The sequence below is a fragment of the Glaciecola sp. HA4-3 genome, from assembly GCF_055693685.1.
The window spans coordinates 2,409,468-2,422,699 of record NZ_CM146340.1; the positions used below are offsets into that span (position 1 = coordinate 2,409,468).

At 40.9% G+C, this 13,232-nt stretch carries 4 protein-coding genes and 3 pseudogenes; 6 read left to right on the top strand and 1 reads right to left on the bottom strand.

Translation table 11 applies throughout. The features are described from left to right. The first annotated feature begins 67 nt into the window (after positions 1–67). Positions 68–1,426 carry a magnesium transporter gene (mgtE, locus tag ACZ1G6_RS11520; RefSeq protein WP_472616424.1) on the top strand — a complete coding sequence of 453 codons (1,359 nt, stop codon included), beginning with the start codon at positions 68–70 and terminating at the stop codon, positions 1,424–1,426. A gap of 4 nt (positions 1,427–1,430) precedes the next feature. Here mgtE and arcB read toward each other — a convergent pair. Then, positions 1,431–3,792: pseudogene (arcB, locus tag ACZ1G6_RS11525) on the bottom strand (aerobic respiration two-component sensor histidine kinase ArcB). A 580-nt stretch (positions 3,793–4,372) separates the two neighbouring features. Between arcB and gltB the strand changes: the two are divergent. From gltB to ACZ1G6_RS11550, 5 genes and pseudogenes are all read left to right on the top strand, one after another. After that, positions 4,373–8,839 (top strand): annotated as a pseudogene (gene gltB / locus ACZ1G6_RS11530) (glutamate synthase large subunit). Between the two features lie 21 nt (positions 8,840–8,860). Then, positions 8,861–10,277, top strand: a pseudogene (locus ACZ1G6_RS11535) (FAD-dependent oxidoreductase). 166 nt (positions 10,278–10,443) lie between these two features. Then, positions 10,444–11,625, top strand: coding sequence for a hypothetical protein (locus ACZ1G6_RS11540; RefSeq protein WP_472616425.1), 1,182 nt, complete (start codon positions 10,444–10,446; stop codon positions 11,623–11,625). Positions 11,626–11,764: 139 nt separating this feature from the next. Further along, a complete protein-coding gene (locus ACZ1G6_RS11545) occupies positions 11,765–12,433 on the top strand; it encodes a DUF2726 domain-containing protein (protein ID WP_472616426.1) in 669 nt (222 codons plus the stop codon). Between the two features lie 102 nt (positions 12,434–12,535). Then, positions 12,536–13,228: a 5'-methylthioadenosine/adenosylhomocysteine nucleosidase gene (locus tag ACZ1G6_RS11550; protein WP_472616427.1), complete on the top strand. Its 693-nt coding sequence runs from the start codon at positions 12,536–12,538 to the stop codon at positions 13,226–13,228. The last annotated feature ends 4 nt before the right edge of the window (positions 13,229–13,232 follow it).

Sequence of the window (13,232 nt, forward strand, 5' to 3'; positions counted from 1 at the left end):
TCACTGAATTGTCATTGACTTAGTGATATACTCTAACTTCATCTAAACACGCTAATCGGTGTGAAGCATGTCCGAAATTATCGAGCAAACTACCACACAAGTTCGGCTACAGTCGATTAATACATCGCTCGCTGCTGGGGCATACGTTCGTGTTCGTAAATTACTCCACGATATTCCACCTGGCGATGTTGCTCTTTTACTCGAATCATCCCCTAGCAAAACTCGTTATGACTTATGGAAGATGTTGGATGCGGATTTCCACAGTGATGTTTTAGAGGAGCTAAGCGAGGACGTTAGAAACGGAATCATTGCAAAAATGATGCCTGCAAGCGTAGTAGATGCGCTTGAAGATATGGATACGGACGATCTTGCTGAAACATTAAGCACACTTCCTGAAGATGTCCTTAATAATGTTCTAACCTCAATGGATACACAAGATAGAGCAAGAGCTGAAAAAGCCCTTAGCTATGGCGAAGAAACCGCCGGCTTTATCATGAATACCGATACTATTACACTGCGACATGAAGTTAGCGTGGACGTGGTTATTCGGTATCTAAGGTTAAAATCAGAACTACCAGAAAATACCGACACACTCTATGTTGTCAATCGAAAAGACTACTTGATTGGGACAGTTTCATTAGCAAAACTCTTAACCTCAAGCCCTGATGTGAGCGTTGCTGAAATTATGGATGATGAACCACCATCAATTAAAGTACACATGGATGATGGCGAAGTAGCTAGTATGTTCGAGCGATACGATTGGTTATCTGCACCAGTGGTAGATGATGATGGCAAATTGGTCGGTCGGATCACAATCGATGATGTTGTTGATATTATCCGCGAAGACGCTGAGCATAGCATGATGAGTATGGCGGGTTTAGATGATGAAGAAGACACATTTGCTCCTGTTGGGCAATCTACCCAAAGACGGTCTATATGGTTAGGTGTCAATCTAATTACCGCTCTTTGCGCAGCGGCTGTAAGTGATTTATTTGAATCAGCATTAAGTCAACTTGCGGTATTAGCTATATTAAACACTATTGTACCGAGTATGGGTGGCGTAGCTGGCAATCAAACGCTGACCTTGGTGATTCGTGGAATGGCTTTAGGGCATGTTACTACGACAAACGCCGTGTGGCTTGTGCGCAAAGAGTTAGCAATAGGATTTCTCAATGGTCTGATATGGGCCTTGCTCATTGCTTCGGTAATTGCATTGTGGAAGCAGGATTATGTATTGGGCGCTATCATTGCCTTTGCAATGATGGTCAACATGATTGCCGCTGGACTTGCGGGTGCTACGCTGCCTATTATCATGAAGAAAATGAAAATAGACCCTGCATTGGCGGGTAGTGTGATACTCACTACCATTACCGATGTCGTCGGGATATTTGCCTTTTTAGGAACTGCGACTATCTTTTTGCTTTAAGCCCTTAATCATCTATTTGTTGTTGCTTGAGCCATAATTTTAAATGTTCAACATCTTGTTTGATCGCTAACGCTAAATTTTCTGTCCATTCATGTACATTCTCCCACCAAGCTGGATGATCGCCTTGTTGAATCATATTGGCTGTTTTTTGGGCTCTAGCTAGACCAACGGAACCGGCGGCGCCTTTAATTTTGTGAGCTTGTGAACACACTTCGTCTTTGTCATCTGCAGCCAAAGATACGTTTAATATTTCCATGTATTCAGGAATTTTGTCTTCAAATACCGCTAAGCTTGTTTCAATCATGCCAAGGTCCAATCGTTTCCACCAGCATCGTCAATAATTCAGTATCAAGTACATCTTGGGTTTGGTTTTCAATAACAACTGGCGCTTGAATCTCGCTTACTACTGGCAGTTCCACTTTTGTTTCTTCGGCAAACAATTCATTAAATACTCTAATAATTCTGCTCTTTTTAACAGGCTTAGCGATGACATCATCCATACCGTTTTGGAGATATTCTTCACGCTTCTTTATCACATTTGCAGTTAAGGCAACCATTGGTGTACCCAATACAAGATCTTCTTCCAATAAGGTCCTTGCTACATCGAAACCGGTCATATCCGGTAATTGAATATCCAGCAAAATCAAGTCATATGTTGTTTCTTTGACCATATCAATCGCTTCTTGACCTGTCATTGCAACTGATACTTTTTGACCCAACTTTTCAAGTAGTGCCTTAGCTACCATTACGTTTAACTCGATATCCTCAACTAAAAGAATGTTGAGTCCCGTCACTCTTAACTCTTCAACATCAGGTTGCTGATGAGTGACTGTGACTGGTAGGGTAATTTCAAAGCATGTTCCTTTGTTTATTTCGCTATTTACACGTATTGCCCCGTTCATTTTATCAACCATTTGCTTACATATAGCTAATCCAATGCCCGTACCTGTTGCCGATTGAAAGTCATCCCGTTGGATTTGATAATACATCGCAAAAATCTTGTCTAATTGAGACTTGTCGATTCCAATACCGGTATCTTGGATGGTAAATACAATATCTGCTTTTTCTTCACTATGCATAGTGGCAGACATAGTTAGGGATACCGCGCCTTTTTGAGTAAATTTAACGGCATTAAATAACATGTTCCACAGAACTTGTCGCAGCCTTGTCCCATCGGCTTCAAACGCAGTCGGAACAGGGTTCACAATCTCGGCATTAAAACTAAGCCCTTTATCTGCCGCTAACAATTTAATAATACTGGCAATTTCATTTACAAAGTTTGCGGTGTTAACCGTCTTAACCTGAATCTCTACCTTGTCTCTGTCAAGCTTATCAAGATCAATGATGTCATTAAATATATTGCCAAGCGTAATCGCACTAGCATATATAGTGCTTACCCATTCAAACTGCTCACTATTTAATTTTGTGTCACGCAGCATTCGAGACAAACCGACAATACCATTTAGCGGTGTTCTTAATTCGTGTGAAATAGTCGCAATAAATTTCGTTTTATCTTTACTGGCCTGCTCTATTGCGAGCTGTGATTGTTTTCTTTCGGTCATATCCCGACCAAAAGCTAAGATCCCAAGGCGATGTTCATCACCATCAAAGAATGGGACTTTGCGCATTTCGAAATAACGTCTTCGCCCATCTGCAAATTTCAACCATAGTTCTTCAGTTATAGAAGCATTACTATCCAAAACTTCTTGGTCTGATGCCGCTACCTGTCGAGCAAGTTCTTCGTCATATACTTGATGAGGCGTTAAACCCAGCAGTTCTTCTTCTGATTTTCCAGTCAACGCTTCTGCGACTTTGTTACATCCGGCGAAGCGCCCTTCTTCATTCCGATAATAAATTAGGTCTGGCGAAGCATCGATAATAGAGCGAGTAAGCGTAGATAGGCGTCTAGCTTGAATTTCTTGTTCAGATTTTTCTTTAATTTCTTGTTCAAGCTTTTGAAACATTGCTTCACGTTCTAATTGCGCATTTTTACGCTGCTCTATTTCGTGGTTCAATTGACGAATATTGTTTTGTAATTCTCGATTAAGAATAACATCGTGTCGTCGAAGCCTTTCTAATTGATCCACCGCATCTTCTAAATTAATGCGTGAGTGTTCAAGTTGTTTTATTAATGCACTAAAAAATACAACACGCTAAGGCGCAAAAATAAGCGTTAATGCTATGGCGCTCACAAAATCAGTTAGGGTTATTTCTTGGGAAAATATGGTCCGAATAATATAAGAACCCAACACCATAAAAAACAAAGCAAAGAGAACAAAAACGATACTCACTTTTATAGGCCCACGCTTATCAATGAATTTTGCGAATTTGAGCGCCCATGTATTCGGAGGGGTTTTAATGAACATGCCTAATAATTGCCTTGCTTTGCTAGAGTAAAATCATGTGCATGCTAACAAGAATTAAGCTTTCACAACAGAAAAAATTTAGCCTGGATAAACTAAAAATAGGATGCTAAAAATGATGTTCATTTTCTAAGTTAAAATAGCGGTCAAATAAATACTTATGCGTTTTAAACGATATATTTTGCATAAATAATAATAGTAAAGTTGTGATAGCAACTAATTTTTACAAGTGCTTAACGTATTGTGTCAAAATGTAGACATTAGTAGAGCATCTATTTTATATATATAAATCATTAAAATTCAATATCTTAAGTAACAAATATGCTATCAACGATAATTATAAGCAATGGAGTAATTGATTTATTTCGCGTAAATAGGTATTTTCGGTAATCTGCTTGGAAAAATGAATAAACATTCGGTACGAAAGAGTATCCTCAAACAGTAAACGTCACACATATAAGAAGTTGTAGCAATAATAATAAGTGGCAATAAAAACGACAAAAAAATCAATTAGCAATCGTCATCGATTGCTCGTAAATAAGTTTATTTGAGCGGTGATAAAGTCACTTTGAGGGGAGTATGTATGGGTTTGTATCATTCGTCTGATTCAAAAGATAATTGTGGGTTTGGTTTAATTGCGCATATCGAAGGTGAAGCGAGTCATAACCTTGTTCAAACCGCTATTGAAGGCTTGGATCGCATGCAGCACCGTGGTGGCGTGGCTTCAGACGGCAAAACGGGCGATGGTTGTGGTTTATTGTTGCAACGTCCCGATAGCTTTTTTAGGAAAGTTGCAGCAAAAGCTGGCTGGCAACTTAACAAAAATTATGCGGTTGGGATGGTGTTTCTTTCCCAAGATCCAGTAAAAGCATCTCATGCTCGACAAGTTTTAAGTGAAGAGTTAACTCAAGAAATGCTGAGCGTGCTTGGTTGGCGTGAAGTACCTGTTGATCACAGCGTGCTAGGTGATCTAGCGAAAACTGGCGTACCTCAAATAGAGCATGTTTTTGTTAATGCACCTGCTGGTTGGTTGACACCTGACATTGAACGCAGATTATACATGGCACGACGCCGTGCCGAAAAACGTATTAATGATGATGATGTTTTGTATGTTGCGTGTTTATCCAATTTTGTAACTGTCTATAAGGGCTTGGTTATGCCTAAAGACTTATCAAAATTTTATTTAGACTTAGCAGACCCAGAGCTTGCTTCTTCCATTTGTGTTTTCCATCAACGATTCTCTACCAATACACTTCCGAAATGGCCATTAGCACAACCATTTAGATTCTTAGCCCATAATGGCGAAATAAACACAATCAAGGGAAATAGGGATTGGGCATATGCCCGAACTGCTAAGTTCGCAACACCTCTTATTCCTGACTTGATGCAAGCGGCTCCATTCGTAAATAAATCAGGCTCAGATTCTAGCTCACTTGATAACATGCTTGAGTTATTCCTTGCTGGAGGCATGGATTTATTTAGAGCAATGAGATTACTGGTACCACCGGCTTATCAAAATAACGACACGATGGACCCTGAGCTACGAGCCTTTTATGAATTTAACTCAATGCATATGGAGCCGTGGGACGGCCCTGCAGGGATTGTCCTAACTAATGGTAGACACGTAGCTTGTAACTTAGATAGAAATGGTCTTAGACCAGCAAGATACGTCATTACCAATAATGGCTATATCACTTTGGCGTCCGAGATTGGTATCTGGGACTACGCTGAGCATGATGTTGTTGAAAAGGGGCGTGTAGGTCCCGGTGAAATGTTAGCAGTCGATACGCATAGCGGAAAAATATGGCGTTCAAATGAAATAGACAATGAATTGAAATCGCAACACCCCTATTCTAAATGGTTAGAGGAACACATAGCACGATTAGAGCCTATAGAAAATTGTGATGCATCATTGATTGGTCAAAGAGCATTAGATGACAATGAAATGGCGGTATACCATAAGCTTTTCAATTACAGCTATGAAGAAATTCAGCAAGTCATCAAAGTTTTGGCAAAGGATGGTCAAGAAGCAGTAGGTTCCATGGGTGACGATACTCCTATGGCGGTTATGTCATCAAAACAGCGCACCATATTTGACTACTTTAGACAGCAATTTGCCCAAGTCACAAACCCTCCCATTGATTCGCTTAGGGAAAATCATGTCATGTCCTTAGCAACATGTATTGGGAAAGAGCAAAATGTATTCAATGAAACTCGTGGTTATGCACATAGGGTATTATTCGATTCGCCGATTTTGATGTATACGGATTTAAAACAACTTCGCGAGTTTGATGATAAGTACTATCACAATGAAGTCATTAGTATTAATTATGCACTAGAAGAAGGACTGGAAACCGCGATTCGTAGGGTATGTGACGAAGTAGTGGAAGCGGTCAAAGAACGAAACGCTGCATTCGTTATTTTATCTGACCGTCATATTTCCAAAGGTACGCTACCAATCCCATCAGCAATGGCCGTAGGTGCAGTTCAACGTCGCCTGATCAATGAGCAATTAAGATGTGATGCAAATGTTGTAGTAGAAACCGCTTCAGCCAGAGATCCTCATCATTTTGCCGTCCTCATAGGCTTAGGTGCAACTGCCGTTTATCCGTTTCTTGCGTACGAAACGATCGAACAGTTAGTACAAAAAAATGATTTAGACATGTCACCGCTTGAGGCTGTGAAAAACTATCGAAAAGGCATCAACAAAGGTTTGTATAAAATCATGTCCAAAATGGGCATTTCAACTATCGCAAGTTACAGAAGTTCCAAGTTATTCGAAGCGATTGGCATAGATAAAGACGTTGTTGACTTATGTTTTATTGGTGTTCCTAGCCGGATTAAAGGTGCCAGTTTTGAAGACTTTGAACAAGACCTTATTAATACAGGAAGACTGGCGTGGCTAGCTCGCAAAAATATGAGCCATGGAGGACTATTAAAGTATGTGCATGGTGGAGAATATCATGCATATAACCCCGATGTAGTGAGTTCACTGCAAAAGGCAGTCGTTAGTGGTGAATACGCGGACTATAGTGTGTTTGCAGATTTGGTAAATCAACGAAAGCCTAGTCATCTTAGGGATTTGATGGCACTTAAGCCATGGACAAGCTATCAGTATTGATGAAGTGGAACCAGCTGAATCGCTTTTCCCTCGATTTGATACCGCCGCGATGTCTATTGGCGCGCTGAGCCCAGAAGCACATGAGGCATTAGCTATCGCTATGAATAGATTAGGAGGGCAGTCTAATTCGGGTGAAGGCGGCGAAGATCCTGCGCGTTTCAACACTGAGAAAAACTCTAAAATCAAACAAGTTGCCTCTGGTAGATTTGGTGTTACACCGCATTATTTAGTCAACGCAACTGTTATTCAAATCAAAGTAGCGCAAGGCGCTAAACCAGGCGAAGGCGGTCAGTTGCCTGTGGATAAAGTAAATAAGTATATTGCTGAACTTCGATTCTCAGTGCCGGGAGTTACGCTGATATCACCACCTCCTCATCACGATATTTATTCAATAGAAGATTTAGCCCAATTAATTTTCGATTTAAAACAGGTTAACCCAAGTGCCTTGATATCAGTAAAGTTAGTATCCGAACTATAGGTGTTGGGACTATTGCAACGGGGGTTGCAAAAGCGTATGCCGATTTAATTACTATATCAGGATATGATGGTGGAACAGGTGCAAGTCCACTCACTTCGGTTAAGTATGCAGGTAGCCCATTTGAACTAGGTTTAGCAGAAACTCAGCAAGCACTTATTGAAAACGGTCTTCGACATAAAGTCAGAGTGCAAACTGACGGTGGCCTAAAAACAGGGCTTGATGTGGTTAAAGCGGCTATGCTCGGTGCGGAAAGTTTCGGTTTTGGTACTGGTCCAATGGTTGCCTTAGGTTGTAAATATTTACGCATATGCCATTTAAATAACTGTGCTACTGGCGTAGCAACCCAAGATAGTAAACTTAGAGATAATTATTTCATTGGTTTACCTGAAATGGTCATGAATTATTTTAGATTTGTCGCTCAAGAAGTACGTGAAATAATGGCACAAATCGGTATTCGAGAGTTTAAAGACCTCGTTGGTAGAACTGAGTTATTGGCCTTAGTTGATGGTCAAACAGCCAAACAATCAAAATTAGACTTGTCCCCTTTGCTAGAGAAGCCATCAGCGGGCGAGCATACACAACTATTTTGTAGCGAGACGACTAACGCCCCTATTGACAAAGGAGAGCTAAACACTCGCATTTTGAGTGATTGTGAAGGCGCAGTCATGGCAAAGATGTCTAAATCAGCAAAATACAAAGTACGCAATACTGATCGCTCTGTAGGCGCAACCTTGTCGGGATTTATCGCACAGCATCATGGCAATAACGGTTTGGAAGACAAGCCCATAAAAATCACCTTATCAGGCACTATTGGTCAAAGCTTTGGCGTATGGAATGCAGGCGGACTAGAAATGACCTTGATAGGTGATGCAAATGACTATGTAGGTAAGGGAATGACCGGTGGCAAATTAATTATCCACCCTGCTAAGGGAATTAGTTTTGATCCTCATAAAAGCGCAATAATGGGCAATACCTGTTTATACGGTGCGACAGGAGGCAAGCTATACGCAGCAGGCAGAGCTGGTGAGCGTTTTGCGGTTAGAAACTCTGGAGCAATTGCCGTGATCGAGGGTGCCGGAGACAATGCCTGTGAATATATGACCGGTGGTATAGTTGCGATTCTTGGCAGTGTAGGCGTTAATTTTGGTGCCGGTATGACAGGTGGGTTTGCATACATATATGACGAATTTTCTGATATCGACCGAAGGATTAATCAAGAGCTCGTTGAGGTGTTAAGTATTGAAGATAAAGTTATTTTATCAGAACACTTACGAGGGTTAATCAATTCACATTACGAAGCAACGGGTAGCGAACACTCGCTACATTTATTGACAAACTTTAGCGACGAACTAAAGCATTTTTTATTAATAAAACCCAAGACCAGCGATGTGAAAAATTTATTAGGGCATATTAGCCGTTCAAGCGCAGAGTTGCGTGTGCAAGCGCAATAAGCGATTAGGAGAAAGTAAAATATGGCTAAAAATGTTTATCAATTTGTTGATGTAGAGCGAATCGATCCGCCCAAAAAACCTATCATTATGCGAACCGAAGAGTTTGGTGAAATATATCAACCGATGACTTCTTCGCAAGCTGCTGGGCAGGCAGATCGCTGCTTAGACTGTGGAAATCCATATTGCGAATGGAAATGCCCTGTTCACAATTTTATACCTCAATGGCTGGCCCTGACTAATGAGGGAAAAATCTTAGAAGCGGCAGAGCTATCGCACAAGACCAATAGTTTACCCGAAGTTTGCGGCAGAGTGTGTCCTCAAGATAGATTATGCGAAGGAGCCTGTACCTTAAACGATGATTTTGGGGCAGTGACAATTGGTAGTATAGAAAAATATATCACTGACACTGCATTTAAGATGGGCTGGCGTCCAGATATGTCTCAAGTGGTTTGGACGGATAAAAAAGTCGCTGTGATTGGTGCAGGGCCAGCAGGTTTAGCCTGCGCAGACATTCTCATTAGAAATGGCGTTAAACCTGTAGTATTTGATAAATATGAAGAAATTGGCGGCTTACTAACGTTTGGAATCCCCTCGTTTAAACTTGAAAAAGAAGTTATTCAATTAAGACGACAAATATTCACTGATATGGGTATTGAATTTAAGCTTAATACAGAAGTCGGTAAAGACATCAAATTTGAAGCCTTAATCCAAGAATATGATGCAGTATTTCTAGGAATGGGAACATACACTGCAATGCAAGGTGGCTTTGAACATGAATCAGCACCCGGTGTATATGAAGCATTACCATTTCTAATTGCAAATACTAATCGGGTGATGGGTATAGAAAAAAGCCCAGATGATTTTATTGATATGAAAGGAAAAAAGGTAGTTGTGCTTGGTGGTGGTGATACTACGATGGACTGTGTCCGAACCTCGATCAGGCAACTGGCATCAAGCGTGACATGCGCATATCGACGCGATGAACAAAGCATGCCTTAGTTCACGACGAGAAGTTGTTAACGCTAAAGAAGAAGGTGTTATCTTTGAATTTAATATTCAGCCTATAGATATTGAGGTTGATGAGCATGGTAAAACTATTGGGGTCAGAATGGTGAGAACCCAAATGGGTGAGCCTGATAGTGCAGGTCGAAAAAGACCCGTTGAGATAGAAGGGTCAGAGCATGTTATCCCAGCAGATGCCGTTATCATCGCCTTTGGATTTCAACCTAGTCCTGCTCCTTGGTTTGGTGAGTATGGCATCATGCTTGATGAGAGAGGATGCGTTAGGGCACCCTCTCAAGGAAATTATCCATTTCAAACAAGCAATCCAAAAGTGTTCTCTGGTGGCGATATGGTTAGAGGCTCAGATCTTGTTGTCACTGCTATTGATGAAGGAAGAAGAGCGGCAGAAGGGATACTAGACTATATAGATGTGTAATCGATAGGATGCGTTTAATAAGAAAATGTTGAGTATTTACTTATATTTATTAATAATTAAACTTAATAAATTAGACACTTATTACGCATCACTTAGTTGCATGAGATGCCAATAAGGATTACCCTTTTAATAAGTATATTGTCAAGAATTCTAAAGGCATTCCGATATGACACTCATGTCACAAACATTTGGTAGTAAAATGCGAAAGTCCAGCTTCATCATATTATTGAGCGTTTTTTTTAGCGCTTGCTCGGTCATAGACGACTCACCTATTACAAAAGCAGAACCAAGTGTTGAGCCTGTCCAAGAAAATGTAACTGATGTTGTAATAGAAGCAATTCCCGAATCAGAAGCGTTCGCGCCTCTTGATGGCGTTACTACACAAGACCCCGCCATAGAAGAAGTAATAGAAGAAGATGACGCCGAGCTTGCTGCTGCATTAGAAGCCGAAATGGCAGCTGCATTGGCCATTAACGATGGCGCTTCTGAGGAACTTCAAGCAAGCACAGACGCACTTAATGAAGTGTCAGAAGTGATACCTGAGCCTGAAGCTATGCCTGAGCCTGAAGTTATGCCAGAGCCTGAAGCTATGCCAGAACCTGAAGTCATGCCTGAGCCTGAAGTTATGACAGAGCCTGAAGTCATGCCTGAGCCTGAAGCAATGCCTGAGCCTGAAGTCATGCCTGAGCCTGAAGTTATGCCTGAGCCTGAAGTCATGCCTGAGCCTGAAGTTATGCCTGAGCCTGAAGTCATGCCTGAGCCTGAAGTCATGCCTGAGCCTGAAGTCATGCCTGAGCCTGAAGCAATGCCAGAACCTGAAGTGATACAAGAGCCTGAAGTCATGCCTGAGCCTGAAATCATGCCTGAGCCTGAAGTCATGCCTGAGCCTGAAGTCATGCCTGAGCCTGAAGTCATGCCTGAGCCTGAAGTCATGCCAGAGCCTGAAGTCATGCCAGAACCTGAAGTCATGCCTGAGCCTAAATCAGACTCTACGTCATACGCTAACTTACCTAGATTGCCTGATTCAAATGCACAAACTACTACGGATGTACTAACCTTACCTACAGGCCCTCAGGCGTGTCCTCAAAATTTTTACGAAGTACCATTGCCAGTTGGTGGCAAACTTTGTCAAGTATTTGCCGCTCAATTGCCTGCGTCAATGGTGATGTTTGTGCCTGATACGCCCCAGAATGTCAGTGACTTTTTTCAAAGCCAAGATATCGGACTTAGCGAGGTTCAAAATGTCAAAGGAAGAATCATAATGAAATCAAGCGACAGTAATATCACCATTATACTGTCTAACGATGGGCCCGGAACGCAAGTCGATTTGTTAATAAAACAAGCCTAAATTTACTCAATCTGAGTTAGCGATAATGAAAAGCCTGCAACACGCAGGCTTTTTTGTTCCATAAGTTAATATAAAAATATGGCACAAGCTTTGCTTTTAGTTCACATATCATCGTCAAATGTGCTGGTCTGGAGTAGTTATGGAAATCGCAATCGTCTTAATGGCTTTATTAATATGCTTATCTTTAGTCGCAATAAAGTTTAGTCAACAACAAATAGACGCGCCTTTTTTAGGAAAACGCCAATTATTTACGGCTGCTGAACGTCAATTTTTAGGCCTTATAGAAGCATCCGTTTCAAATGAATTTAGGGTATTAACAAGAGTTAAGCTCTCCGATCTTGTAAGTCTGAAAAAAGGTGTAAATTTAAAACTTGCCAAAAGTGCACTTTATAAGGCGTCTTCAAAACAAGTTGATTTTGTTCTTTGCGATAAAGATGATATGGCGCCTGTTATGGTAATAGACCTAGTTTACGGAAGCGGTATTAATGGACATAACACAAAAAAAGATTTTTTTGTATCAAGCGCTTTAGAAACAGCATCGATTCCGCATGCTAGGATAAAAGTAAAGAATGGTTATACCCTGCGTGAGCTTCAAGAATGTATTGAAGCAAAATTAGTTCCTTTTAGAAGACGACAAGGAAAACCTGCATTTAACTTATCTACTCAAAGCAATCATTCAGTCATCAAAACAGCAAAACGACCAACGCGACCTCTTCCTGCAAATAGAAAGATGGCGATAAACGCAAGCAATCGACACAGTATTGGGCCCAAAGATAAAAATACCAGTGTTGAAGGCGCGGCAGCATAATGATTAAGTGAGCGTCTTAAGCAACTTGTAAAATTTATTGAAGCGCCTAGAATGGCGCTTTTATTTTGTACTTGAATCCTTTTTAGTCCATGGAGTGATCACATGAACATTGTCATTATAGGCGCAATGGAAGAAGAAATCGTTTTACTCAAATCTGCGTTAAGCTCCCTTGAAATTGACGTGCATCATCACTTAACTGTATTTACTGGCAAGATTGGGACTCATCAAGTCCAAATTGTCCAATGTGGAATCGGCAAAGTGGCTTCTGCAGGCGCAACGGCATTGTTAATTGCAAAATATTCACCCAATATTGTGATCAATACGGGCTCAGCAGGTGGTTTTGATCCAGCTTTAGATATTGGTGATGTAGTCGTTGCAACTCACTTATTGCATCATGATGTTGATGTAACGCATTTTGGCTATGATTTAGGGCAAGTACCGCAAATGCCAAAGCAATTTGAATGTAGTCAAAAGTGGATAGGTATTGCTTGTGACACTATTGATGAAATGGCCAATGTAAAGGTGAAGACAGGTCTTGTTTGTAGTGGTGATAGTTTTGTAGGCAGCGACGAAGCAGCGCAAAAAATTAAGCAAAATTTTCCCGACATGGCAGCTGTTGAAATGGAAGGCGCTGCAATTGCCCAAATTTGCCATCAAATGAGTGTTCCGTTTATCGTTATCAGAAGCTTATCGGATATAGCAGGAAAAACATCAACTGTGTCGTTTGAAACCTATCTTAAAACAGCAGCTAAAAACTCTGCCAACTTAGTGCTAGGAATGATAAATCGAGCTTAGTGCA